Origin of the sequence: Pseudomonas sp. FP1762 (assembly GCF_030687105.1) — a bacterium.
GTDB classification, from domain to species: domain Bacteria; phylum Pseudomonadota; class Gammaproteobacteria; order Pseudomonadales; family Pseudomonadaceae; genus Aquipseudomonas; species Aquipseudomonas siliginis.
On record NZ_CP117458.1, the window covers coordinates 2,487,920 to 2,512,750 of the forward strand.

At 59.9% G+C, this 24,831-nt stretch carries 28 protein-coding genes; 9 read left to right on the forward strand and 19 right to left on the reverse strand.

The features are described 5' to 3' along the window. The first annotated feature begins 83 nt into the window (after positions 1-83). Positions 84-857 (forward strand): alpha/beta fold hydrolase, encoded by a 774-nt coding sequence (locus tag PSH90_RS11030; RefSeq protein ID WP_252885811.1) that lies wholly within the window; start codon positions 84-86, stop codon positions 855-857. Positions 858-883: 26 nt separating this feature from the next. Further along, positions 884-2,455 (forward strand): GMC family oxidoreductase, encoded by a 1,572-nt coding sequence (locus tag PSH90_RS11035; RefSeq protein WP_305382744.1) that lies wholly within the window; start codon positions 884-886, stop codon positions 2,453-2,455. A gap of 76 nt (positions 2,456-2,531) precedes the next feature. On the opposite strand, the gene PSH90_RS11040 is transcribed toward PSH90_RS11035, so the two are convergent. The 8 genes from PSH90_RS11040 to PSH90_RS11075 all read right to left on the reverse strand — a co-directional run bounded on the left by PSH90_RS11040 (position 2,532) and on the right by PSH90_RS11075 (position 9,029). Continuing rightward, positions 2,532-2,945: a PaaI family thioesterase gene (locus PSH90_RS11040; RefSeq protein WP_041480531.1), complete on the reverse strand. Its 414-nt coding sequence runs from the start codon at positions 2,943-2,945 to the stop codon at positions 2,532-2,534. 119 nt (positions 2,946-3,064) lie between these two features. Continuing rightward, positions 3,065-4,006 (reverse strand): AraC family transcriptional regulator, encoded by a 942-nt coding sequence (locus PSH90_RS11045; protein ID WP_305382745.1) that lies wholly within the window; start codon positions 4,004-4,006, stop codon positions 3,065-3,067. 751 nt (positions 4,007-4,757) lie between these two features. Then, complete coding sequence (locus tag PSH90_RS11050) at positions 4,758-5,582, reverse strand: oxidoreductase (protein ID WP_150635626.1); 825 nt, start codon at positions 5,580-5,582, stop codon at positions 4,758-4,760. A gap of 189 nt (positions 5,583-5,771) precedes the next feature. Continuing rightward, complete coding sequence (locus PSH90_RS11055) at positions 5,772-6,023, reverse strand: hypothetical protein (protein WP_056784925.1); 252 nt, start codon at positions 6,021-6,023, stop codon at positions 5,772-5,774. A gap of 211 nt (positions 6,024-6,234) precedes the next feature. Beyond that, on the reverse strand, positions 6,235-7,308 hold the full coding sequence (locus PSH90_RS11060) for an ArsO family NAD(P)H-dependent flavin-containing monooxygenase (RefSeq protein WP_305382748.1): 1,074 nt from the start codon (positions 7,306-7,308) through the stop codon (positions 6,235-6,237). Between the two features lie 68 nt (positions 7,309-7,376). Continuing rightward, positions 7,377-8,090 carry an arsenical resistance protein ArsH gene (arsH, locus tag PSH90_RS11065; RefSeq protein WP_041480526.1) on the reverse strand — a complete coding sequence of 238 codons (714 nt, stop codon included), beginning with the start codon at positions 8,088-8,090 and terminating at the stop codon, positions 7,377-7,379. A 47-nt stretch (positions 8,091-8,137) separates the two neighbouring features. Beyond that, positions 8,138-8,608 carry an arsenate reductase ArsC gene (locus PSH90_RS11070; protein WP_056784931.1) on the reverse strand — a complete coding sequence of 157 codons (471 nt, stop codon included), beginning with the start codon at positions 8,606-8,608 and terminating at the stop codon, positions 8,138-8,140. Positions 8,609-8,672: 64 nt separating this feature from the next. Further along, the gene (locus tag PSH90_RS11075; protein WP_056784934.1) at positions 8,673-9,029 is read right to left on the reverse strand and encodes a metalloregulator ArsR/SmtB family transcription factor; all 357 of its coding nucleotides are present in this window, start codon (positions 9,027-9,029) and stop codon (positions 8,673-8,675) included. A 281-nt stretch (positions 9,030-9,310) separates the two neighbouring features. Here PSH90_RS11075 and PSH90_RS11080 point away from each other — a divergent pair, with 281 nt between their 5' ends. Both PSH90_RS11080 and PSH90_RS11085 read left to right on the forward strand, forming a co-directional pair. After that, complete coding sequence (locus PSH90_RS11080) at positions 9,311-9,697, forward strand: MerR family transcriptional regulator (protein ID WP_056784936.1); 387 nt, start codon at positions 9,311-9,313, stop codon at positions 9,695-9,697. 70 nt (positions 9,698-9,767) lie between these two features. Beyond that, positions 9,768-10,160: a carboxymuconolactone decarboxylase family protein gene (locus tag PSH90_RS11085; protein ID WP_370593534.1), complete on the forward strand. Its 393-nt coding sequence runs from the start codon at positions 9,768-9,770 to the stop codon at positions 10,158-10,160. A gap of 37 nt (positions 10,161-10,197) precedes the next feature. Here PSH90_RS11085 and PSH90_RS11090 read toward each other — a convergent pair whose 3' ends face one another. Continuing rightward, entirely contained in the window at positions 10,198-11,112 is a 915-nt protein-coding gene (locus PSH90_RS11090) for a LysR family transcriptional regulator (RefSeq protein WP_056784938.1), read from the reverse strand. Positions 11,113-11,269: 157 nt separating this feature from the next. Between PSH90_RS11090 and PSH90_RS11095 the strand changes: the two genes are divergently transcribed. Continuing rightward, positions 11,270-12,280: an NAD(P)-dependent alcohol dehydrogenase gene (locus PSH90_RS11095; RefSeq protein ID WP_236169206.1), complete on the forward strand. Its 1,011-nt coding sequence runs from the start codon at positions 11,270-11,272 to the stop codon at positions 12,278-12,280. Positions 12,281-12,346: 66 nt separating this feature from the next. On the opposite strand, the gene PSH90_RS11100 is transcribed toward PSH90_RS11095, so the two are convergent. From PSH90_RS11100 to PSH90_RS11110, 3 genes are read right to left on the reverse strand one after another with little or no spacing between them, the layout of a single operon-like run. Continuing rightward, positions 12,347-13,345 (reverse strand): NAD(P)H-quinone oxidoreductase, encoded by a 999-nt coding sequence (locus tag PSH90_RS11100; protein WP_305382749.1) that lies wholly within the window; start codon positions 13,343-13,345, stop codon positions 12,347-12,349. A gap of 1 nt (position 13,346) precedes the next feature. Further along, on the reverse strand, positions 13,347-13,679 hold the full coding sequence (locus tag PSH90_RS11105; RefSeq protein WP_064361883.1) for a carboxymuconolactone decarboxylase family protein: 333 nt from the start codon (positions 13,677-13,679) through the stop codon (positions 13,347-13,349). 10 nt (positions 13,680-13,689) lie between these two features. Beyond that, complete coding sequence (locus PSH90_RS11110; RefSeq protein ID WP_252877928.1) at positions 13,690-15,126, reverse strand: NAD-dependent succinate-semialdehyde dehydrogenase; 1,437 nt, start codon at positions 15,124-15,126, stop codon at positions 13,690-13,692. A gap of 211 nt (positions 15,127-15,337) precedes the next feature. Here PSH90_RS11110 and PSH90_RS11115 point away from each other — a divergent pair, with 211 nt between their 5' ends. Further along, positions 15,338-16,264, forward strand: a complete 927-nt coding sequence (locus PSH90_RS11115) for a LysR family transcriptional regulator (RefSeq protein ID WP_252869271.1) — start codon at positions 15,338-15,340, stop codon at positions 16,262-16,264. Positions 16,265-16,333: 69 nt separating this feature from the next. Here PSH90_RS11115 and PSH90_RS11120 read toward each other — a convergent pair whose 3' ends face one another. The 3 genes from PSH90_RS11120 to PSH90_RS11130 form a co-directional block, all read right to left on the reverse strand. After that, entirely contained in the window at positions 16,334-16,585 is a 252-nt protein-coding gene (locus tag PSH90_RS11120) for a DUF2790 domain-containing protein (protein ID WP_252869272.1), read from the reverse strand. Between the two features lie 221 nt (positions 16,586-16,806). Next, entirely contained in the window at positions 16,807-17,790 is a 984-nt protein-coding gene (locus PSH90_RS11125) for an alpha/beta hydrolase fold domain-containing protein (protein ID WP_305382751.1), read from the reverse strand. Beyond that, a complete protein-coding gene (locus tag PSH90_RS11130) occupies positions 17,787-18,230 on the reverse strand; it encodes a TspO/MBR family protein (RefSeq protein ID WP_041480509.1) in 444 nt (147 codons plus the stop codon). The genes PSH90_RS11125 and PSH90_RS11130 overlap by 4 nt, the downstream gene beginning before the upstream one ends. Positions 18,231-18,363: 133 nt before the next feature. Here PSH90_RS11130 and PSH90_RS11135 point away from each other — a divergent pair, with 133 nt between their 5' ends. Next, positions 18,364-18,630 carry a hypothetical protein gene (locus PSH90_RS11135; protein ID WP_305382752.1) on the forward strand — a complete coding sequence of 89 codons (267 nt, stop codon included), beginning with the start codon at positions 18,364-18,366 and terminating at the stop codon, positions 18,628-18,630. A 42-nt stretch (positions 18,631-18,672) separates the two neighbouring features. Here the strand turns inward: PSH90_RS11135 and PSH90_RS11140 are convergent, their stop codons facing one another. Next, positions 18,673-19,584, reverse strand: coding sequence for a magnesium transporter CorA family protein (locus PSH90_RS11140; RefSeq protein ID WP_305382753.1), 912 nt, complete (start codon positions 19,582-19,584; stop codon positions 18,673-18,675). Between the two features lie 3 nt (positions 19,585-19,587). Continuing rightward, on the reverse strand, positions 19,588-21,168 hold the full coding sequence (locus PSH90_RS11145) for a RimK family protein (RefSeq protein ID WP_305382754.1): 1,581 nt from the start codon (positions 21,166-21,168) through the stop codon (positions 19,588-19,590). A 94-nt stretch (positions 21,169-21,262) separates the two neighbouring features. Between PSH90_RS11145 and PSH90_RS11150 the strand changes: the two genes are divergently transcribed. Further along, positions 21,263-22,357, forward strand: coding sequence for a GNAT family N-acetyltransferase/peptidase C39 family protein (locus PSH90_RS11150; RefSeq protein ID WP_305382755.1), 1,095 nt, complete (start codon positions 21,263-21,265; stop codon positions 22,355-22,357). A 10-nt stretch (positions 22,358-22,367) separates the two neighbouring features. Here the strand turns inward: PSH90_RS11150 and PSH90_RS11155 are convergent, their stop codons facing one another. Further along, on the reverse strand, positions 22,368-23,939 hold the full coding sequence (locus tag PSH90_RS11155; protein ID WP_305382756.1) for a sensor domain-containing diguanylate cyclase: 1,572 nt from the start codon (positions 23,937-23,939) through the stop codon (positions 22,368-22,370). Positions 23,940-24,099: 160 nt separating this feature from the next. Between PSH90_RS11155 and PSH90_RS11160 the strand changes: the two genes are divergently transcribed. Next, positions 24,100-24,531 (forward strand): DNA methylase, encoded by a 432-nt coding sequence (locus PSH90_RS11160; protein WP_305382757.1) that lies wholly within the window; start codon positions 24,100-24,102, stop codon positions 24,529-24,531. A 73-nt stretch (positions 24,532-24,604) separates the two neighbouring features. On the opposite strand, the gene PSH90_RS11165 is transcribed toward PSH90_RS11160, so the two are convergent. Continuing rightward, positions 24,605-24,817, reverse strand: coding sequence for a hypothetical protein (locus tag PSH90_RS11165; protein WP_252869279.1), 213 nt, complete (start codon positions 24,815-24,817; stop codon positions 24,605-24,607). Between the last annotated feature and the right edge of the window lie 14 nt (positions 24,818-24,831).

The following is a 24,831-nucleotide window of genomic DNA, read 5'->3' on the forward strand; positions in this document are numbered from 1 at the left end:
ATGCCCCGGGGTCGGATAATTGACCGATGCCCACATCGCAGGCCGGCCAGCACACTCTGAACTCCCGAACAGGAGCTCATCCAATGAAAACAATCAAATCGAAATTCGCCACCGTCGCCTTTGCCCTGGCCAGTACCTTCATGGCCGGCGCCAGCCACGCGCAGGATACAACGCCTTCGGTGGTGATCGTACACGGCGCCTTCGCCGACGGTTCCGACTGGGCCAAAGTGGTGCCACTGCTGCAAGCCAAAGGCGTGGCCGTTACCGTTGTGCAAAATCCGCTCACCTCGCTGGCCGATGACGTTGCCGCCACGCGCCGCGCGCTGAACAACCAGCAGGGCAAGGTGGTGCTGGTCGGTCACTCCTGGGGCGGCACGGTGATCACCGAAGCCGGCAACGACCAGAAAGTCAGCGCGCTGGTGTACGTCGCCGCCTTCGCGCCAGAGGCCGGGCAAACCAGCGGCGAGCAGGGTAAAGGCGCGCCGACGCCGCCGGGCATCAGTCAGATCAAGGCCGACGGTAACGGCTTCCTCTATCTCACCGCTGAAGGCATGGCCAAGGATTTCGCTCAGGATCTGCCGGCCGCGCAGACCGCCGTCATGACCGCCACACAGGGGCCGATCAAGGCCTCGGCTTTCGAAGATAAAACCACCGTTTCGGCCTGGAAAACCAAGCCGTCCTGGTACCTGCTCGCTACCGAAGACCGGATGATTCATCCCGACGTCCAGCGGTCTGCCGCCAAGCGCATCAGTGCGACCCTCGCCGAGGTGAAGTCCAGCCATGTCCCGCAGCAGTCGCAGCCGGCGCAAGTCGCGGCGGTGATTCTCAAAGCCGTGCACGGCGTTGCTGAGCAGTGATCGCGGCATCGAAGGTGAGCGGGCGTATGAATCCTCGGAGCGATCACGACTATGACTTCATTGTCTGTGGTGCCGGCACGTCGGGCTGCGTGGTCGCTGCGCGGCTTGCCGATCAGTCAGGCGCACGGGTTCTGCTGATTGAAGCCGGCGAAGGTTACTCAGGCCCCGAGGTGACCGAACCGGCGCAATGGCCGCTGAACCTCGGCTCCGCGCGCGACTGGGCATTCGAGGGGCAATCCGATCCACGCCTCAACGGTCGACGGCTCCCGCTGAGCATGGGCAAGGGGCTCGGTGGAGGTTCGAGCATCAACGTGATGGTCTGGTCGCGCGGCCATCGCGCCGATTGGGAGCATTTTGCTGCCGAGTCTGGCGACCCGGCCTGGGGCTACGCATCGGTTCTCGATTACTACCGCAGGATCGAAAACTGGCAAGGCAGCCCGGACGCCACTCGGCGTGGTTCAGGTGGGCCGGTACATGTCGAACAGCCGGCCACGCCTCAACCCCTTGCGTGGGCAACGCTGGAGGCGGCCAGCGATCTGGGCATCCCCCGATTCGACAGTCCCAATGGCGAGATGATGGAAGGCGCAGGTGGGATCGCTGTCACCGACCTGCGCATCAAACAGGGCAAGCGCGAATCGGTTTACGACGCCTACATCCAGCCACGCTTGCAATGTCCAAATCTGACGGTGCTGACCGGAGCCTTAGTGACCCGCGTGTTGCTGGTCGGCACCCGGGCCGTCGGTGTCGAAGTGTTGATCGCCGGCGAGCGGCGCTGCTTTCATGCCGCAGCTGAAGTCATCCTGTCCATGGGCGCGGTGCAATCACCGAAAGTGCTCATGCAGTCGGGCATCGGCCCGGCGGATGAACTGCGAAAACACGGCATCGCACCGGTCGTTCATCTACCCGGTGTGGGCGAGAATTTGCAGGATCATCTGGCGTTCGCTTGCACGTGGGAGTATCGACAACCCCAGGCCGTCGCTGGCAGCGGATGCGAAACCACCTTGTACTGGAAAAGCGACAGCCGCCTGGAAGCCCCGGACCTGTTGCAGTGCCAGTTGGCATTCGCGGTACCGTCTCCGCCTGAGGTCGCCATCGAGCCGCCGGAGCATGGCTGGACCATGTTCGCCGGGCTTGCCAGACCTGCCAGTCGCGGACGCTTGCGGTTGTCGGGTGCTGGGCCGCTGGATGCACCGATCATTGAGCCGAACTCCCTGAGCGAGCCCGAGGACATGGCCGCAGCCCATGCGTCGATCGAACTGTGCCGCGCACTCGGCAACAGCCAGGCCTTCAATGCGCTGATCAAGCGCGAAGTCGTGCCCGGTCCCAGAGAGCGTCGCGCTATGGAACAGTTCATCCGCAATTCGGCCGTGACCTACTGGCACCTGTCGTGCACGGCAAAAATGGGCCGCGATGCGCTGTCGGTGGTTGACCACCAATTACGCGTGTACGGGATCGACGGGCTGCGCGTTGCAGATGCCTCGATCATGCCGCGCATTACCGTTGGCAACACGATGGCGCCGTGTGTCGTTATTGGTGAGCGGGCGGCGGATATGCTTCTGGCTGCGTATGGGGTGACGATGGCGAACACCATGCCTTGAAGGTAATGGCCGTGCGGGCGGGGCGGCAAATCCCGGCCTGCCGTCCAGGGTGGGACGATGAGTCGAGTCAGTCGATTCAATTCATCGGCACGGCGAACACGGCACTGGCGCGCGCAACCGTTCGCTCACCGACGTGCAGACTGACGCCAGCAAACGCCAATTGGCGGCCCTTTCTGGAGTGCTCAAGACGCACTTCGAGCCACTCGTTGATTTGCACCGCGCCGAGATAATCCAGGGTCATGCTCGCGGTGATCAACGGCTGCGGCGGATCGCTGGAAAAGGCCATGGCGTAACCCATGCCCACGTCCGCCAGTGTCGCCAATACACCGCCATGCAAAGTGCCACGGCCATTGGCGTGGCGGGAGTCGGTCAGTAAACCCAATTCCAAGTGCAGCCCCTGACCCCTGGCGTAGATCGGGCCGAGCAGATCCAGCAACGGACTGCTGCGGGTCAATGGAGTGAAACCTTCGGGAATGGCCGTGGTGTTCATGTTCCCATCCTGATGCAGGCGACTGACCTGCATGATTGGGCGAGGAAACGCAGGAGGGGGCAAGCACTATGCGAACGGGGAATTTGCTGCAATAAATGCGCGGAGCGTGGCACTAAAAATCAGTGCGACGACACAAACGGCGAAGCACTCGTCGGTGCCGGCAGCGCATAGGCCGTTTTCATCCACGCCACTTCCGCTAGCGGTGTGCGGCCGAAGAGGCGTTTGAAGTCGCGGCTGAATTGCGAGGCGCTTTCGTAACCGACCAGAAACGCAGATTTCGCCGCGGTCAGGTCGTTACGCAGCATCAGCAATCGCGCCTGGTGCAGCCGCGTCGACTTCAGATACTGCATCGGCGAGGAATCGGTAACCTTGCGAAAGTGCAGATGAAAATTCGGCACACTCATCTGCGCTTCCTCGGCCAGGGTTTCTACGTCGAGATGCTGGTGATAGCAACTGTGGATCTTGTGGATGGCGCGGGTCACTTTGCCGAACTGGCCTTGTTGGGCAATGGCGGCGCGCAGGGTGCCACCTTGTTCGCCGGTGAGGATTCGGTAGTAAAGCTCGCGCAGCATCGCCGGGCCGAGGATTTGCGCGTCGGCATCGTTGCTCATCACTTCAAGAAAGCGCAGGGTCGATTGGCGTAGCGGTTCGTCGAGAGGCGAGGCGTACATGCCCATCGGCTGCGCTGTGGGGAAATCCCACCGCTCATCCACTTGCTGAATCAGCTCGCCAGCCAGGGCGAAATCCAGACGCACGTACACCGCGAGCATCGGCTCGGCTTCGCTGGCGCAGGTTTCCATGGTGAAGGGTACCGGCACCGACACCACCAGATAGTGCTGAGCGTCGTAGACGTAGATTTCATCGCCGAGGTAACCGCGTTTGCGCCCCTGACAGAGGATGACGATGCCCGGTTCATACAGCACCGGCGTGCGGGTCAGCGGTCGGTTGGAACGCAGGAAACGTACATCGTCCAGCGGGCTCAGGTTGTAGCCCTCCAGCGGGGCGAGCTGGCTCATTAACTGGACCATGCGCGCTGTGATTGGGTCTTTCGGTTTCGGCATGGGCTGTGGGTTTCCTTGTGAAAAGGCGCGTTCGAACCTGTCTGGCTGATTGGCGGGGTGTCAGACAGAGCCCTCACCCTAGCCCTCTCCCAGAGGGAGAGGGGACTGACCGTGGTGTTAGATCGGGATCTGCCGACCTGAAATATCGCGCCGAATGCTGACCGCGCTGTTCTAGCGTAATAAGCCCTGCGGAAATCTTCGAGGCAGGCTCAGGAGTTGAATCCACCCGCGATCGGCTCCCTCTCCCAGAGGGAGAGGGGACTGACCGTGGTGTTTGATCGGGATCTGCCGACCTGAAATATCGCGCCGAATGCTGACCGCGCTGTTCTAGCGCAATAAGTCCTGCGGAAATCTTCGAGGCAGGCTCAGGAGTTGAATCCACCCGCGATCGGTCCCTCTCCCAGAGGGAGAGGGGACTGACCGTGGTGTTTGATCGGGATCTGCCGACCTGAAATATCGCGCCGAATGCTGACCGCGCTGTTCTAGCGTAATAAGCCCTGCGGAAATCTTCGAGGCAGGCTCAGGAGTTGAATCCACCCGCGATCGGCTCCCTCTCCCAGAGGGAGAGGGGACTGACCGTGGTGTTTGATCGGGATCTGCCGACCTGAAATATCGCGCCGAATGCTGACCGCGCTGTTCTAGCGTAATAAGCCCTGCGGAAATCTTCGAGGCAGGCTCAGGAGTTGAATCCACCCGCGATCGGCTCCCTCTCCCTCCGGGAGAGGGCTGGGGTGAGGGTGCTTTTGATCTTTCAGCCATCCGTCGAACGACTAAGCGCTGCCCATTGCTCAATACTCTCCGCCGTCTGCTGCAACTTGTCACGCACCAGCGCCAGCGCATCACTGCCCAATAGCAGGTGAGCCGGCGGATCTGGACTGTCGATGATGGTCAGCATGGCCCGTGCAGCTTTCAGCGGATCGCCCAGCTGCTGGCCGCTTTTCTCCTCCCGGGCCTTGCGCACCGGATCGAAGCTTGCGTCGTAGTCACTGATGCTACGCGGCGTGCGTTGCATCGAGCGGCCTGCCCAGTCGGTGCGAAATGACCCCGGCGCCACAGCGGTGACAAAAATATTGAAGGGTGCAAGCTCCTTGCTCAAGGTGTCGGAGATGCCCTCAAGCGCAAACTTGCTGCCGCAGTAATACGCGATCCCGGGCATGGTGATATGGCCCCCCATCGACGTGATATTAAGAACATGCCCCGCGCGGCGCTGGCGAAAATACGGGACGAACGCCTTGGCCACCGCCACCGCGCCGAACACGTTGACGTCGAACTGGCGGCGCATTTCCTGCAGCGACGACTCTTCAAAAATCCCCTCGTGGCCATAACCTGCGTTGTTGACCAGCACGTCCACCGGGCCGTGGCGATCCTCCACTGCCGCAACCACCCCATCGATGGCATCGAAATCGGTAACGTCCAGCACCACCCCATGAGCGCGTTCGGGCGACAGCGCTTCGAAGGCTGCCAGCGCTGATTCGCTGCGCACTGTGCCGATGATCTTATGGCCCTGGGCAAGTGCTTCCTTGGCCAGCGCTTGGCCAAAGCCGCTGCTGACACCGGTGATGAAAAGGGTCTTCATGGATCTGTACTCCAGCAGGCAATTGGAGAGGCCATGCTAGGGCGGATAACGCTGGCGGACGATGCCGAATCGGATCGGAGTATTGCCTGTTCCTATCAATAGGGTTTTCGATCAGGTCTTGCCTCAAAAAACGGAAAAGTCCTGCAGGTTTCAAACCTGCAGGACTTTTCTTGTTTCAGCGACACGCGCTTATGCTGCGCGACGACCTAGGGTCCGGTCTGATCCATCAGCGGCGAGGGCCTGGCCCATTGAGGTGCGGTCTGAGCCGTCGGCAGCGATGGCCTGACCCTGCGGCGTACGTTCCGAGCCATCGGCAGCAACAGTCTGCTGTGGTTCGTTGACCTGGGTGAAGAAACGATCTTCCTGATTGCTCGGTACGGCGAATGCGCTGGCGCTGAGGGCGAAAGTGGCGACGGCGATCAGTTGGCTTACAGTTTTCATGGCGGTGACTCCGGTCAAGTTGAGATTGAGGTCCGGGTCGTTCAGATCCGTATCTGGTTAACCCGTTGCAGTGGTGTGTTCTGCATGGGTTCAGATTAGGGGGCAGGGCGGTGTCGGCGTTAGGCGGATACTGTTGGCAATTTGCTTGATTCTGCTCGCTGAAGATGATTTACAGGCTAGCGACCTTATGGCTTCACGGCGCCGCGAGCAATCAGGTTCCGCCAGTGAGATAGCTTTGCACTTGCCTGACTACATCCCGGGCGGTGCGGGTTACGCCGATCAATGTGGCAGAAGCGAGCCCCGTCCAGTCGCCGTAACCCACCAGCCACAGATCGGGTATCGCAACGCTTCGGCTTTCGTCAACAATCACTTTGCCATCCCGGCCTACAACGCCCAGGTTGTTCAGGTGGTCGAGCGCTGGAGAAAAGCCCGTGCACCAGATGACAGCGTCCACCTTTGTCTCGATCCCCGATGACCACACAACCCCTGTCGAAGTAAAACGCGTGAACGGCCGTACTGCGTTCAGTACACCGCGTTCGCGAGCCTCCTTCACCGGTGGCACCATGACGATGTCGCCCAGCCCTCCAATGGGCTGTTGAGGCTCGACGCCATCCTGCTGCGCCTTCAGTCGAGCAGTAGCGCGTTCGAACAGGACGCGTCCATCCACCTCATCAGGTAAGAACGTTGGGGCCTGTTGCGTGACCCAGGTTGCCTGCGCCACTTTGGAGACCTCGGCGTAAATCTGGGCGCCGGAGTTGCCGCCACCGACGACAAGGACGTTTTTACCCGCAAACCCGTTCGGCCCGACGTAATGAGCGGAATGAAGCTGCCTGCCTGCAAACAACGCCTGGCCGGGATAGTCCGGTACGAACGGGCGGCTCCAGGTGCCTGTTGCACTGATAACCGCTTTGGCGTCCCAGTAATTGTCCTTTGAGATAACGCGTAACCCGCCTTCGATCTTCTCGACACAGGTCACCCGCGTGGAGCGGATGATGGGGAAGTCATACCGGCGCTCGTACTGAGTCAGGTATTCGACAACATCGTCCCGCCCGGGCGTCCCCTCGGATATGGCCGGCATCGGCCAGCCTGCAATCGAGCTCCATGCCGACGGCGAGAAGAGCCGCAGCGAATCCCAGCCATGCCGCCAGGCGCCTCCCGGTCCCGGCTCGGCATCGAGCAGCACGTAAGACAAGCCTGTGCGCTTCAAAAAATAAGCGACAGTCAGCGCGGATTGGCCACCACCAATGACCACAACATCAAGTGTCGAATTCTGACTCACCAGCATCCTCCCGGCGCAAAGGCCTCAACGAGTGAAAGATCGGGGTCGGGCCATACCGTTGCCCCGCACAGGCATCAAATGGAACGCTGGTTGACTCGTCTGGACAGCTCTTCGGCGGATTCCTTGCGCTCGGAATAACGGTCGACCAAGTAATCCTGACGATCGCGCAAGAGCAGCGTGAACTTCATCAATTCTTCCATCACATCCACCAAGCGGTCGTAGTACGAAGAAGGCTTCATGCGACCCGCTTCATCGAACTCGGTGAACGCCTTGGCCACGGAAGACTGGTTCGGGATGGTGAACATCCGCATCCACCGGCCAAGTACCCGCAACTGATTGACCACGTTGAATGACTGCGAGCCGCCGCAGACCTGCATCACAGCGAGGGTTTTGCCTTGCGTAGGTCGTACAGCGCCCAGCGCCAGCGGAACCCAGTCGATCTGCGCTTTGAACACGGCACTCATGGAGCCGTGACGCTCAGGAGAGCACCACACCTGACCCTCGGACCATTGCATCAGCTCGCGCAGTTCCACGACTTTGGGATGCGTGTCGGGTGCGTCATCAGGCAGCGGCAGACCCGCAGGATCAAAAATCCTGGTTTCGGCGCCAAACTCATTCAGCAGGCGTGCCGCTTCTTGCGTGACCAGACGACTGAACGAGCGCTCTCGCGTCGATCCGTATAGCAGCAAAATGCGAGGTTTGTGGGGCGAAGGATTACGCGGAGACAGCTGCTCCAGCGTAGGAATGTCGATCAGGTCGGCGTGTACGTTTGGCAATGTGTCTTGCATATGAACTCCTGCGGCTGCACCTGGAGGGGGGGCGCCTCGGTTGATCTTTAAAGCGAACCGATGCGGTTCAGTTCAGCTTTCAACTGTTGAGCGCTGATGGTCTTCAGTGGCAGCGCAAGAAATGCGCTCACGCGCTCGTGGATTTTGGCGAGTGTGGTTTCAAACGCTGCGGTGATCTCGGCTTCCGACCCGCTAGCCTCAGACGGGTCGGCCAGACCCCAATGCGCCTTCAGGGCCGGGCCGAAAAAGATCGGGCATGCTTCTCCCGCAGCCCGATCACAGACGGTGATCACGATGTCCGGAGGCGAGCCCTCAAAAGCATCCGAAGCCTTGCTGCTCAAGCCCGCCGTGGAGATGCCCGCCGCCTCCAGCGTTTGCAGTGCCCGTTGATTCACCCGGCCACTGGGAAAGCTTCCCGAGCTGATGGCTTCTAGACCCTCGGGCGCCAAATGGTTGAAAAGCGCCTCGGACAGAATGCTGCGGCAGCTGTTGTGGGTGCACATGAACAAGATTTTCATCAGACGATTCCTTGATTCAGAAACTGAGGCGCAGTGCCAGGGTGGTTGATCCGGTGGGCATGAATCAGCTGCACATGGCCTGATTGATCGGTCGGTCGCTCATGCAGCACAGGCGCTTGGCCTCGGTTTCCAGCCATGGCTGATTGGCGTCTGCCACTTCCTTCAGAACTGCTGCCACCCACGCGGGCACATCAGGATTCAGCCGGTAGTACACCCATTGACCCTGGCGACGATCCAGCAGCAAACCGGCGGAGCGCAGCAGCGCCAAGTGGCGAGAAATCTTCGGCTGACTGAGGTCGAGTGCTGCCGTCAGCTCGCATACACACAACTCGCCTTCGCGCACGACAAGCAGGGAAATTTTGGCCCGGGTGTCATCGGCCAGACACTTGAACAAAGTGGTGGGGGTCATGGGTTCTGTCATACATCCTCCAGAAGCTTGTGTCTTGACCAAAACGAAGAGCCTGATGCGCTTGCGGATGTCGTGACGCGTAGGGTGAAAGGCGGCGGGATGATTGCCGAGCAATGGATACGGATAACCGAATATACGCATAGTCATATATCTGGTAAAGCGAATATAACAGGGGTTGAACCGTCGAGACTGATAGCGACGGACCGCGCGGATAGTGCCCGCGATTTGTCTGATTCCAACTGATTGAAAATAGCCATTGACTTAGAGCACGCTCAAACCTTTACGGTGATGACATGAATCCAGAACTGACAATTTCACAGTTGGCCAAGCGCCTTGATTTGAGCGCTCACACGATCCGCTATTACGAGCGCATCGGGCTGTTCGACCCGGTTGGGCGCGGTGGCAATGGCCACCGGGTGTACGCCGAGAAGGATGTGCTGTGGGCCGAGTTTCTGCTCCGGTTGAAGGCGACCGGAATGCCGATCCAGCAAATGCTGCGGTATGCCGAACTGCGCCGATCAGGCGACTCGACCCTGGCAGAACGCCGCGAGCTTCTCGAGCAGCATCGCCGGGACGTGCAAGCGCAGATCAGCCAGTTGAGCCAGTCCCTGGAGGTTCTGGATAACAAGATTCAGATCTATCACCAACTCGAGCAAAAGGAGCATCACCATGATCCGTAAACTTCCCGGTTTCAACCGCTTGCTGTCCGCCACATTGATTGGCGCAAGCGTGACCAGTGTGGCAGCGCCCGTGGACATGACTGATCGTCGAGCGCGCGGAGAAGCCGCTCTGACGCAGATTACTGGCGGACCTGGTCAGGCAGTGGTTGATTCATTGAAGGATACTGCTCCAGAGCTTGCGGACTGGATTCTGAGTTTTGCCTACGGCGATGTCTTCGCCCGCCCCGGGCTCGATCACTGCACTCGTGAGCTGGCAACCGTTGCGGCACTGACCGCACTGGGCAATGCACAGCCACAACTGAAAGTGCATATCGGCGGCGCCCTGAACGTCGGGTGCACACCGGAGGCGGTGGTCGATGTGATCTTGCAAATGACCGTATACGCAGGATTTCCCAGCGCCTTGAACGGTATAACGGCTGCGCGTGAAGTCTTTGCTGCTCGCGGGATCAGTGTTAAATCCTAGGTGCGCACGCTGCAGAAACTGCGGGATAAAGCCAGATTCAACCTACCACCCACCCCCCATGCAACTGCACAAACCGCACCTGCAGCCATTCGATAAACACCTGCACCTGCGCCGGCAAATGCGTGCGGCTCGGGTACAAAAGCGTCACTGGCCGAGGCAGCGGGCGCAGCGGTTGCAGAATTTCCACCAGAGCACCGTTAGCCAGATGCTCTGCCACCGCGATACCCGGTGCCTGAATAATGCCGAAGCCCGACACGCCACACTGCACGTAGGCGTTCGACTCGGTGACGGTAATACCTTGGCGGCTGACGTAGGATTTCTGTTTGCCCTCAACTGAAAACTGCCAGGGCAAGGTGCGGTTGTTCTGGCCCGAGAGAAAGTTCACGCCTTGATGGTTCGCCAGATCTCCAAGCGTTTCCGGTGTGCCGTGCTCGCGCAGGTATTCGGGCGCGGCGCAGGTGACCATGGTCGCCAAGGCGATAGGGCGGGCGATCAGGGTTGAGTCGGGCAGCTCGCCGATGCGCAGCGCGCAGTCGATGCCTTCGCCGACCAGATCAACCGCACGATCGGTGACGCCCAGCACCATATCGATGCCGGGGTAGGTGTCGGTGAATTCGCGCAGGCTTTTGATGAATTCCAGCTGCGCGAACGCCGTGGGAATGTCGATGCGCAGGCGGCCGGACAGCGTGGCTCCGGTGCGATCGAACATTGTGGTGGCGGCGGTGATCTCGGCCAGAATTTCCTGGACCCGCTGATAGAAAAGTTCACCCTCGGCGGTGAGTGCGACTTTCCTCGTAGTGCGCTGGAAGAGGCGCACGCCCAGCGATGTTTCCAGTTCCTGAATATAGCGAGTGACCTGCGGCCGGCCGATGTCCAGCGACTCAGCGGCTTTGGTGAAACTGCCCAGCTCCGCCAGTCGGGCGAACAGGCGCATCGATTGCAGTAATTCCATAACTTTTCCGGTGAGCTTCAGTATCTGGATTTGTTGCCTGAGAATAGAACAATCATGTCTGTTTCCAAGCATTTATTGCGCTGATGTAAAAGCCAATCATGGCCCCAAGGCAAGCCCGCTGAGGGTTTGCGGCCAATAATGCATTTGGAGACACATCATGAAAGCGTGGTTACTGAAAGATTTCGGGCTCGACAATCTGCAACTGGGCGAGACGCAAACCCCGCAGCCCAAGGCTGGCGAGCTGCTGGTCAAGGTCGGCGCGGTCTCGCTGAATTTTCGTGACAAGGCCATCGTTGACGGTATCTACGAGCCGCACCTGGTGCCGAAACCGCTGATTCCGGTGAGCGATGCCGCCGGTACCGTAGTTGCAATCGGCGCCGGTGTTACTCGTTTCAAGGTTGGCGACCGCGTCAATTCACATCTGTACTCGCGCTGGTTGGATGGCGAGCCGGGGCCGAGCGAGCCGGATTATTGCTTCGGTTCGCCGCTGCCCGGTGGCCTCGCCGAGTACATGATCATTCATCAGGACAGCGCCGTCGGCGCGCCGGCCAACATGAGCGATGAAGAGGCGGCGACACTGCCGATCGCCGCACTGACTGCGTGGTATGCGCTGGTGGATTTCGGCGCTATTCAACCGGGCCAGACTGTGTTGGTGCAGGGTACCGGCGGCGTATCGATTTTCGCCGTGCAGATCGCCACCGCGCTGGGCGCCAAAGTCATCGCTACCTCAAGCAGCGATGAAAACCTGCACGCGGTAAAACGTCTGGGCGCGGTCGCCGGTATCAACTACCGCAGCACGCCGAACTGGGCGGACGAGGTGCTGAAACTCACCGAGGGCAAGGGTGTGGACCTGCTGCTCGATGTGGCGGGAGGCAATGGCATCAATCAGTCGGTAGCAGCGACCAAGGCCTCGGGGCGGATAGCGCAGATTGGCTTTCTGACAGGGCAGACCGTCGAGCTGAACCTGATGCCGCTGATCTTCCGCCAGACCACCATTCGCGGCATTGCGGTGGCACCGCGTTCATCGTTCGACCGGATGAACGTGTTCCTCGCCGAGCACGACATTCGCCCGGTGATCGACCATGTCTATCCATTCGAACAGGCGCGCGAGGCCTATGAGCATCTGGCGAAAGGGGCGTTTGGCAAGGTTGTGATCAAGGTGAGCTGATCAGCGAAAACGTCAGACAAACCAAGGCCAGTCAGCTCAACGGACTGGCCTTTTTTTATGTCTGTCTTAGCGCAAATCCTCCGGCTGCATCGTCAGAATAATCTTCCCGACATTCTGCGAAGACTCCATCCGCCGATGGGCATCGGCTGCGCGGGATAGCGGGAAGGTGCTGTCCACCACCGGTTCCAGACTCGCAGCGCCGGCGAAGCGTTCCAGCCAGTGGTCGCGAAAGCGCTGGATCATCGCGTGCTTCTCCGGCTGGGTGCGCGACTTCATCACCGTGCCGATGATTTGCAGATGTCGGTAGAGGATGTGCTCCAGCTCCACGTCGACCTTGCCGCCGCCAAGAATGCCGACCTGCACCAGGCGCCCGCCGTGGGCCAGCGAGGCGATGTTGCGGGCGAAGTAGGGCGCGCCAATGAAATCAATGATCACGTCGACACCGCGACCTTGGGTTTTGTCGGCGATGACTGCGGCGAAATCCTCGTTTTTGTAGTCGATGGCCACGTCGGCGCCCAGATGTTCGACGCGCGCCAGCTTGCTGCCTTCGGTGGTCGCGTACACCGTGGCGCCTGTGGCGTAGGCCAGTTGCACGGCAGCGGAACCGACGCCGCCGGCGGCGGCATGGATCAGCACCGAGTCACCTGACTTGAGTCGGGCCAGGTGCAGCATCGCTTCGTGGGCGGTGACGAACACTTCGGGAATCGCCGCTGCGTGCACATAGTCGAGCTGTGCCGGAATCGGCATGGCCATGCGGTAGTCGATGCGCGCCAGTTCGGCGTAGGCGCCGCCGCCGACCACGCCCATCACCCGGTCGCCGACGGCGAATCCGCTGACCTCGCTGCCGGTCTCGAGCACTTCCCCGGCAATCTCCAGACCGATGATCAACGAGTCGCCGAAGTTCGCATGGCCGTAGCCGCCGGTTCGGTGGGTCAGGTCGGCACGGTTCACGCCGGCCGCATAGACCCGCACCAGCAGGTCGGTCGGGCGCACTTCAGGGTTGGGTACTTCGCCCAGTTGCAGCACTTCTGCCGAACCGAATGCTTTCAGGTTGATGGCTTTCATCTCAGCGTTGCTCCGTGTCGGCAAGGGTGGCATTGGCGATGGCCGAGGCGGTGATGGCGCCCGGAAAACCGACGTAAAAGGCCAGGTGAGTGATCGCCGCCGACAACTCTTCATGGCTCACGCCATTGCTGACAGCGCGGCGCAGGTGTGCGGGCAATTCTTCGCAGTGGCCTCCGGCAATCAGCGCAGCGACAGTGATCAGGCTGCGCTCGCGGGGTGCCAATGCGGGGTCACTCCAGATCTGCGGGTACAGCGTTGAGTCAACGAATTGCGCCAGTTTCGGGGTGAAGGCGCGGGCGGCTTCGCGTGGGCTGCTGAAATCGATAGTCGACATGGAAATCCCCTTAAACCTGGCTGATGAATTTGTTAGTGAGGTAGTGCTCGATGCCTTCGATGCCGCCTTCGGAACCGTGGCCGCTTTCTTTCATGCCGCCGAAGGGCAGTTCGGTGGCGACGATGCGGTACTGGTTGATGCCGATCATTCCGGCTTCCAGGCCATCGGCCACGTCGATCGCGGTGCGCGCATTAGAGGTGAACGCGTAGGCCGAGAGGCCATAGGGCAGGCGGTTGGCTTCTTGCAGGCCGTCGCTCAGTTCATCGAAAGGCATCAGTATCGCGATGGGGCCAAAGGGTTCTTCGTGCATGATTCGCGCACTCATCGGCACATCGGCCAGAACAGTGGGCTGGAAGAAGAAGCCTGCGCCCGGCAACGCTTCACCGCCGGCCAGCACCCGTGCACCTTTCTCCACGGCGTCGGCGATCAGTTGCTCCATCTTCGCCAGTTGCCGTGGGTTCGCCAGAGGGCCGACCTGGGTTTGCGGATCCATGCCGTCGCCGATTTTCAACGCTTGGGTGGCCGCGACGAAGTGCTCGACAAACTCGGCGTAGGCCTCACGCTGGATAAGAAAACGAGTCGAGGAAATGCACACCTGACCGGTGCCGCGAAAGCGATTGGCGACGCCTTCCACAGCAGCTTTTTCGATGTCGGCGTCGGCGAACACCAGAACCGGGCCGTGGCCACCCAGTTCCAGAGTGATCGGCTTCACTCCTTCGGCAGCGCGGGCCGACAACAGCCGACCGATTGGCACCGAACCGGTGAACGTCACTTTGCGAATGACCGGTGAGGCAATCAGATGGCTGGATACTTGATCCGGCACACCGAACACCACTTGCAGCACGCCTTTGGGCAAACCGGCATCGTCCAGCGCCCGGGCCAGGGCCAGCGCGGTGGAAGGGCTTTCCTCGCCGGGCTTGAGCACCACGCTGCAACCGGCGGCCAGCGCTGCCGAGAGCTTGCGCGCCGGGGTGATGGCCGGGAAATTCCATGGTGTGAACGCTGCCACAGGGCCGATCGCCTGACGTTTCACTAGTTGCAGTACACCCGGACGATTGGCCGGTACGACACGGCCGTCGATGCGTCGTGCGCTTTCGGCGAACCACTCGAAATATTCCGCCGCACGGGTCACTTCATCGAGGCTTTCGCGCAGTGGCTTGCCTTCTTCCAGTGTCATCTGCGCAGCGATGTGCGGGGCGCGTTCGAGGATCAGGTCGGCGGCGCGCTTGAGGATTTTTGCGCGCTGGTCCGGCACGGTCTGGCGCCATTGGTCGAAGCTCAGTCGAGCGACTTCGAGGGCGTGATCCAGATCGTCTGCGGTGGCGAGTGGCACCTGACCGATTTCCTCGCCGGTTGCCGGGTTGACCACGGCAGCGGTAGCGCGGTCCTGGGCGGTGAGCCATTGACCACCGATGAAGAGATAGAGCGGATCGTAAAGAGTGTTCATGGATGTCGCCTTCATGGTTAAGGATTCATTCGGCGCCTTGTACGCAGTAGTTCAGGCGTCCCGTGGAATCCAGTCTATGGAAGGCGTGCCGTTTGATTTAGCCGGCCACGAGGGAATCATTGTTGTCCCAGAAGGTAATATCGAGCGCAGGGGCGAGCGTGTAGCATCCGTCCTTATCCGCAGTGAGTGGCAGTTCTACAGGACGATCAGGATGGACAAACTTTCAAACATGTCGGTGTACATCAAGGTAGTCGAGATGGGCAGTTTCACTGCCGTGGCCAACCATCTCGACTCCACCGTCGGTAACGTATCGCGTGCGGTCTCGGCGTTGGAAAACGTACTCGACACCCGCCTGTTGCAACGCTCGACCCGGCGTCTCTCGGTGACCGACGCGGGCCGGCGGTTTTATGAACGCTGCGTGAAGATTCTCGCTGACCTGGAAAGCGCCGAAGCCGAGGCGAGCAATGCCGCCTTGCAACCACGAGGGACGTTACGCGTGCACTGCGTGCCCGGACTGGCGCGGCAACTGGTGACCGGCGCGGTGCTGGAATATCGCCAGGCGTTTCCCGAAGTGACCGTCGATTTGATGCTCTCCCAACGCATGCCCAATCTGCTTGAGGATCAGTTGGACGTGTCCATTCTGATCGCGCGAACGCTGCCGGATTCGGCGTATGTCAGCCAGAAGATCGGCGTCAGTCACTGCGTACTGGTGGCCTCTCCGCAATACCTGGCGCGGCATGGCGCCCCCGAAACGCCGGAGCAGCTTTGCGATCATCAATGCCTGCTGCTCGGTACCGTGGATTACGTGCGCGATGAATGGCAGCTCAAAAGCAAGGCGGGCGATGCGACGTTCATTCCGAGTGGGCCGAGTTTCAGCGTGAACGATATGGACGCAATGGCCGTTGCCATTCGCGAAGGGGCGGGGATTGGTCTGTTGGCAGGCTTCACGGCGATCGACGATTTGCGTGCCGGCAGGCTGGTGCGGGTGCTGCCCGATTACCACACCTACGAGCGCAATGTTTACGCGGTCTACACGTCTCGCCAGTTTGTCGATGCGAAGATCACGCGATTCATCGATACCTTGAAAACCCGGGTCGGCGCGCAGTTGGCGAGCACTGCTCAGGCGCTTATCGATTGAAGCGGTAAAGCATTTGCGTCTCAGCGAGCCAACTCTGAGACGCAATGGGTGTGCGAGATATTGGCCGGATCAGCCGTTGCTGCAACCGCTGCCCATGACCTCGTATTGCAGGATGTGCTGTTTGCCTTGGGAGTCCTGATAAGTCATGTGCACCGGCACTACGGCGCAGACATCCGGCACGGGATCTTCCGAGATGATTTTGGCGACGTCGAGGTGACTGGCGTAGGTGTATTGCTCGACGGGAGGCGTGGTAGTCGAGTCCTGAGCCATGACCACCGAGCTGAAGCCGAAGAGTGTGAGGACGAGCATTGAGACTTTCATGGGTATTTTCCTTTGCTGAAGTTGAGTGTGCTGCTGGAACAAACTCTATGCGGCGGCTGGCGGGGGAAACAGGCGCGGATTGGGTAAAGACTGTTTACGGTTTGAGCCACAATCGGCATGGGGTGAACGATCGCGCAGGGTTCAGCGCAAACAAAAAAAGGCGCCGGTGAAGGCGCCTTTTGTTTGTCTCGTTTCTTTATGGCTCGCCATGCAATCGGCAGCTACGAAAACGCCGGGCTGATTTCGGCGGTTTTCGCTGAGTAGCTTGCCACTCGCGCCGAAATCCACTTGCGGCTGTAAGCCAGCACATGGTCAGCAGTGGCGGTCGGGAAGTGAATAAACCCATGCGGACACTCCGGCAGCACATACATGTCCACCGGCGCCGCTTGCTGCCAGCGCTCGGCGATGAGCCGCGTGTCATCCAGCAGCGGATCGAGGTCGCCGGCAAACAGCAGCGCTGGTGGCAGTCCGCTGAAATCGCCATACAGCGGCGACAGTGGTGGCTGGCGTCGTTGTTCGTCGCTGATATCAGGTGTGAGCAGGCGCAACGCTTCGACCATGCCGGGGCCGTCGAGCACCAAGGTATCGGCTGGCGCGGCGCGCACGCTGGGCGTGCCGGTCAGGTCGTAGACGCCGTAATACAGCAGCGCGCCGCAGATCCGTTGCAGCAGTTGCGGCGAAGATTTGAGGGCGAGCAGGGTGGCCGCCGCCAGATGCCCACCGGCCGATTCACCGACGACGACCACGGGCAGTCCGGCAAATTCGCCATCGTTCAAGATGCCGCGAGTGGCGCGCAGACAGTCTTCCAGCAAGCCCTCGATTGGCGTCGACACCGCCAGCCGATAATCCACCGACAGCACCGCCACGTCGCAAGTATTGACGATGGCGATGTTGAAGTTGTCGTTCATCTGCGCATTGCCGATCACGCAGCCGCCACCATGGAAATCCAGCACCACGCCTCTGGCTTTGCCCTTGGGGCGGATGATGCGCACGGGCACCGTGTCGATGATCTTCCGTTCGGCGCTCAGCCGATGCTGGCGCAGCTTGCCAGCGCCGCCGAGCTGACCCGCCCGCAGCAACGCCTGAATCAGCCGTGGGGTGAGGCGATTGCGGATCTTGAAGCGTGGCAGCCAGGCGAGCTTTTTGTTGAATGCGCGAACCTGTGCCAGCTCAGGCTCGCCTTGCGGCCATGGAAATTCGCTCACAGGCGATTCTTCATCAGGATCGAGCAGTTCAGCGCCGCCGCAACGCACAGCCACGCCAGGTACGGGAACAGAATCAGCCCGGTGACCACGTCCAGTTGCAGGGCGAGCACGACCATCACCGCGACCACCACCCACAGCACCGCCAGGATCACCAGCGCCGCCAGCACCTGATGCGCGCCGAAGAACACCGGCGTCCACAGCGTGTTCAGGGCGATTTGCGCGGCCCACAAGGCCAGCACCGTTTGGCTGCCGGGGATCAGGCTCAAGCGATAACCGGCCCAGGCCAGCAGCAGGTAGATGATCGTCCACGCTACCGGAAAGGCCCAGTTGGGCGGGGTGAAAGAGGGTTTGGTCAGCGATTCGTACCACGGGCCGGGTTTGAACATCACGCCAGTGGTTGCCGCCGCCGCGCAGGCCAAGAGGAAGATGAAAAAGGTCATTGCCAGTCCTTAGCTGTGATCAGCTGTTGTGGAGAGTTAAGAAGAGGACGCTTCGCTGCGCAAAAAGTTTGTTCGCAAATGCAATTTGGCAGTCAGGTTGAACTAAAAGCTGACCGCTGCGTCAGGATAAACAGTGCCTTTTCCCACCGACGCGGACGACAACATTTACACCTATCACATTGAATACCGTTTCAACGGCGAGCCTCGTACTTATCTGCTCGAACTCAAGGAAGCGCAACTGGCCGAGCACGACGCGGCGATGCATCTGCTCGAACTGCATCTGGGCGATGCAGAAAACAGCCTGGTCATGCCCACGGCGGATTCGACGCCAGAGCAGATTCTCGAGCAGGCCGAGCGGGTAGGGATTACGCATATCCGGGTGGTCAGCCGGACCAATTGACGCCCGCATGCGGCGCAGGCGTTAGCAGAATGTGCTCTGGATTCAGGCCATGCGCCGCAATACCAGCACCATCCCCGCGCCTACGAGGCCCATGCAGGCGATCAGCACGGGAAAGGACATCCACCATGGGACGCCGGACGTCATCATGCTGAACTCCGACATGCCACCGATGCCGGCGATCAGGTTCAAGGGAAGGAATACGACGTTGATCAGTGTCAGCTTGCGCAGGGCCCGGTTCATGCTGTTGTTGGCAAGATTGCCGTGGGATTCGATGAGGTTGGCGAACACCTTGGCGTGAATTCTGGCCTGCTGAAAGCTTTGTTCGTTTTCCACGATCAGATCGTTCAGCGCAGCCAGTTGACTGTCGCTGAAGCCCTGACGCTGGCCGTGTTTGCGCAGCAGCGTCAGCACCGCACCGTTACTTTGAATCGCATTGACGTAGTACACGAGGCTTTCGCTCAGGTTGTACATCTGCGCCAATTGCTGATTGTCCATTGCCCGCGTGAATTGCTGTTGAATCTCCCGGGCGATCTGTTTGACCACGCGCAAATGCCCGAGATAGTGATGAACGCTTTCAGCGAGTAACGCCATCAGCACGTCCAGCGGCCCGGTCATTTGCGCATCGTGCTCAAGACCCGAAAGCAGCGAGTTGCTCGCGCAAATGACCACCAGGCGTTTTTCGCTCAGCACCACTCCGAAGGACGAAACGTTGAATGCGCGCCCGTCGAAGCTTTCCGGACGCTTCCAGATCAGGAACAGGTGATCTGGCTTGACCTCGATGCGGGCCACTTCATCTGGGTCCAGCGACGACTCTATCGCTTGTGCGCCAATGCCCAGGCGTCTGTGCAAATCCAGTTGCTCGGCTGCGTCCGGGGCGACACACAGCCAGACAGTCGCCTGGTCCTCCGATGTCCTGTGCAGGGCGCCGCAATCAATGCAATAGCCTTCAATCATTGCTCACCACGCTTGGCCACGGTGTTTGAGCTCAAGCCTTTGGGTAAAAGCCTGTAATACGCGCCGGTACAATTCGTCGCCCAGCACCGCATCTTCGATGCCGGCGTCGAGGTTGGGGTTGTCGTTCACTTCGATCACCAGTACCCGATCGCCCGCCTGCTTGAGGTCGACGCCGTAGAGGCCGTCGCCGATCAGCCGCGCCGTCTGTACGGCGAGCTGCACGACTGCGGGCGGGGCTTGCTCGACCGGCACCGCCTCGCACATTCCGTTGATCTCGCCGGGCAGCGCCTTGTGGTTGTAAATCTGCCAATGCCCCTTGGACATGAAATACCTGCAGGCATACAGCGCTTCGCCATTGAGCACCCCGACGCGCCAATCGTATTCGGTGTAGCAATACTCCTGCGCCAGCAGCAGCACCGAGTGTTCGAATAACTCCTGCGCGGCCGTGGCCAGCGCTTGTGCATCGGCGACCTTGATCACACCCCGTGAAAAACAGCCATCGGGGATTTTCAATACCAAGGGAAAACCGAGGCGACGCCCTGCGTTTTCGAGTTCCTGCGGACGATCCTTGTAGAGTATTTCCGTTGCCGGCATGCCCAGCCCGCGACGCTTCAGCAAATCGGCCAGATAAACCTTGTTGGTGCAGCGCAGGATGGACGACGGATCGTCAATCACCACAAGGCCTTCGCTTTCAGCCTTTTTCGCGAACCGATAGGTGTGATCATCCACTCGCGTTGTTTCGCGGATGAACAGCGCGTCGAATTCGGCGAGACGTGCGTAGTCCTTTTTCTCGATCAGTTCGACATCGATACCCAGCTGTTCGCCCGCAGCGATGAAACGCTGCAATGCCTCGGGATTAGAAGGCGGCAGGGCTTCGTCAGGATCATGCAGGATGGCCAGGTCGTAGCGGGCCACACGTTTGGAGGCGGGCTGACGCCATGTCCTGCGATTGAACGCGTCCAGTGCATCAGCGAAAACATGCTGCTGTTCATCGCGAAGTTTGTGCAGTGCACCGGCCTTGATGCCTGCGATCTGCCAGGTCTCACCACGGCGGAATTCCACCAGCAGGATAGGGCAGGGGAACGCCTCGAACAGCTGACGGCCGATCTCTTGCAGCGTCTCGATCGAGGCCTTGCCGAAGTACAACGACAGCGTGAAAGCCTCGGTTTCGCCGTACGGGTGGTTCGCCAGCGCCCGCTCCAGGGTGCGCTCCAGATCATTCAGCCCGACCCCGTAAAGCGCTTTGCGCGCCAGCTCGCTGACGGTGCGTACCGAGGGGAAAACCTTGTGTCCGCGCGCTTCGGCCAGCAATGAGCAGTAATAGCCCTGACCGAGGTATTTGTAATTGCGGCAGAGGTTTATGACCTGGGTGCGATGAGGAAAATCATCGCTGTGTTCAAGGTAATCCTGAGCCAGCATCAGGCTCTCGCTGGGCAGGTAATCAGCCCAGTCATCCTTGCGTTCGACCAGTATGAGCAATCGACTTCCCGAGGGCTTGATACTGGGAGGTTCCTCGCTGAGGGAGATTGTCGAATGCTCGGTTTTGTCTAATACTTCGTTCACGTTGGCTTGCACCGCTGACATGAGTAATGAATCCCTGTTGAAGAAGACGCCGCTTCAATAAATCACGGGCCTTTCGGTCTGTCCCGGTTCGTTACTCAAACTTTACGGTGCGGTCATGTCTTTTGATTTTCGCTTTGCATCCATGGACGATATCGACGATCTGGTCGAATTGGAGCGGGTGTGTTTTACCCTCGACCGGTTGAATCAGCGCAACTTCAGCTGGATGCTCAGTAGAGCCAATGCCGCGTTGATTGTCGTTACCTCAGGCGCAATCCTTTGCGGTTACGCACTGGTGCTTTTTCACCGTGGCACCTCACTTGGACGCCTGTATTCGATTGCGGTCAGCCCTGCGTGGCGCGGACATCAACTTGGCCAGCGTTTGCTGGAACAGGCCCAGGCCTGCGCATTGGCGCGCAACTGCGCATGGCTGCGGTTGGAGGTGCGCGCTGACAACAGCGCTGCCATCCGCCTCTACGAAGCCAACGGCTATCAACGCTTTGCCAGTGTCGAGGACTACTACGAAGACCACTGCGAGGCGTTGCGCTACGAGAAACGCATCCTGCGCGAAACACCAGCGCCCGCCCGGCAAGTGCCGTATTACCAGCAGACCACCGAGTTCACCTGCGGCGCCGCGTGCCTGCTGATGGCCATGTCCGCCATCGATGCGAACCGTGCCATGACCCGAGCGGAGGAAATCCAGTTGTGGCGCGAGGCAACCACCATTTTCATGACGGCGGGGCACGGTGGCTGCAGTCCTCAGGGCCTCGCACTGGCGGCCTGGCGGCGCGGTTTCGATGTGCGCCTTGAGGTAAGTCACCCGGGCTCGCTTTTTCTTCACGGCGTACGCAGCACGGAGAAGAAGTCGATCATGAAACTGGTCGAGGATGGGTTTGCCCAGGAACTGGCTGCCACGCAAGTCGAGCAGGTTCTGGGTGATTATCTGCAGATCGGCGCTGCGTTGGCGGCCGGATACAAGCCGCTGGTGCTGATCAGCAGCTACCGATTCACCCGCTTGAAAGCGCCGCATTGGGTCATCATCACCGGGTGTGACGAGGACTTCGTTTACTTGCATGATCCTGATGTCGACCACAGCAAACTCAAGCGCGGCCTGGACTGCCAGCACTTGCCGGTCAGTCACCAGGAATTCCTGCGCATGACGGTGTTTGGCGTACAGCGGGTTCGCGCAGCCGTGATGCTGCGCTCCCGTTGAAGAGCGGTGGCTAGGCGCCGAGCACTTCCTCGCCGATACAGCAGCGATCCCTGCCTTTCTGCTTCGCGGCATAAAGCATTTTGTCAGCCGACTCGATAAGAGTGGCAGGGCTCACTTCATGTTCGGCCGGTTTGCCAACCGCAATACCTGCACTGGCGGTGACGTGACCCAGTGGATGGGCTTTGTGCTCCATTCGCAAGGATCGAATGGCCTCAAGAATTTCCTCAGCCACAAGCGCCGCCCCGCGAATATCGGTGTTGGGCAGCAACACGGAAAACTCCTCGCCGCCATAGCGCACGGCGAGATCACCCGGCCGTTTTACCGCCTGCGCAATGGCCTGGCCGACGGCGCTCAGGCAATCATCACCTGCCGCGTGCCCATAGCTGTCGTTGTAGAGTTTGAAGTGATCGACGTCGATCATGATCAGTGAGATCGACGAACCCTGGCGTCTGGCCAGACGAATTTCGTCAATCAAGGCAGTGTCCAGTCGCCGACGGTTGGCCAGCCCGGTCAGGCTGTCCGTCAAGGCCATGTCCTTCATGGCCTGGTGTGCCTTGCGCAAATCCTTTTCCATCACCATCCGTTGGCGCAGTTGCCTCAAGACGATCAGTCCGAAGACCGTGAACGCGGTGATCACCGACATCAACACAAAGCCGGTTTTGATCAGGTCCCAGCGCCACGGCGCAATGATCGATTCGCGGGACAGTCCGGTTTCGACTACCAACGGATAGGTGCTCAAAGCTCTGTAACCGTACAGACGCTTGGTGCCGTCGACGACGGCTCGGACCTCGGCGATCCCTTGATTGGAAAAGGGCAGGTAGTTCTTGAACACCTCACTGTCGGCGAGGCTCTGACCGATTACCGAAGCGATGAAGGGGCGACGCACGAGAATGGTTCCATTGCGCAACGCCAGCACCAGTGCACCCTTGTCGTCGATTTTGAAATCGCCGTAATAGTCGACGAAATAACTGACCTTGATCGTCCCCAGCAGCACGCCGGCGAAGGAGCCGTCCGGGTTATTCAATCGGCGGGAAATCGGAATGATCAGGTCGTCCGTGGATTTGCTTTTGACGACATCACCGATACGCACGTTTCGATCGGTGTTGGCGCGGTGATACTGGAAGTAGTCGCGATCGGCATTGTTCGCCGGGTCCGGGATCATTTCCTTGTCGGTGACGATCCATTTGCCGTCCGGGCCGTAGATAAACAGTCCATGCAACTGCGGCATCAATTTGGCCTGCTGCACCAGCAAGTTGTGGATGCGCGGTACGTCGATGTTCTGCAGACCGTCGCCTTCGACGCGCTCGCCCAGGGCGGCGGTCAACACATCGACCTGGCGGATGGCGTCTTCGGCATGTTGCGCGGTTGCCCGCGCGAGGTTGGTGACCGAATCACGCGCCGACGAGAAGGCTGCATGATAGTCACGCCAGGTTCGCCATCCCTCCACGCCGAGAAACGCCAGAATGACCGTCAGCATGAAGATGACTGTCAGGCGGAAAGCGGCTATCTCGCTGGCAGCTTTGATGGGAGCGGTTTCTGCGGCGTCATGCCCCTTGGTTTTGGGCATCTTACGACCGAGCATCTGAGGGTCCTTATGCTTGTCATCTCTCATCTCTTGAAAGATGACCATCCTTTTCCACCTGGAATTCAATTTACTGCCTTGGCCAGGCGGTCGCGATTGGATCGTTCAAAGCCGTGCCGGGTCAACATCTGTAATTGAAGCGCGCCTTGAGGTGAGACTTGTGAGCGATATCATCACGGCCGGTGAATTGAACATCGACCTGCGCAATGCCAACGAAACCGGCCTGTTCAAATGGCTGCTGGCGAGTTTTCTGATGGGCAAAAGGATTCAGGGCGCCATTGCCGCCAAGGCGTATCAAGTCATAGTAGAGCAGCATCACCAAGACACCCCGCAAAAGCTCGCGCAGTGTACGCACCGTCAACTGGTGTCGATGCTGGGGCAGGCGCGTTACGTGCGCTACGACGAAAGCACGGCGTCGCGACTACTCGCGCTGGCCAACAAGCTCAACAGCGAGTACGCCGGTAAGGTCAGTAACATCGTGGCCGCGAGCGCGGACCGTAAGGCGCTGGAGAAGCGCCTGTCCGAGTTCGAGGGGATAGGGCCGAAGACCGTCGAGATCTTCATGAGGGAAGCTGCGTCGGTACTTTTCTGAACGCCCGGTTCTGCATTGAAGACGGTGGCAACACTCGGCTCACAGAGCAGCAAGTCTTCCCGCCAGTTCGCGGTCAATGGATGGCTGCCACCTCCGATTGCTGGACTGTGGCTTGATCGGCAAAATTATTCGGGAGAAGGGTGCCCAAGCCGAATACATTCACCGCCATGCTGACTTTCAATCCTCGACAGGCCTGTTTGCAGTCCAGCTCAAAACCGGCGTATGCCTTCTCCATCAAACGTTGAAAATGTTCAGAGGTCAGTGCCAGGACTTTGCTGCTTTTCATGTGGTTTTCCTTGA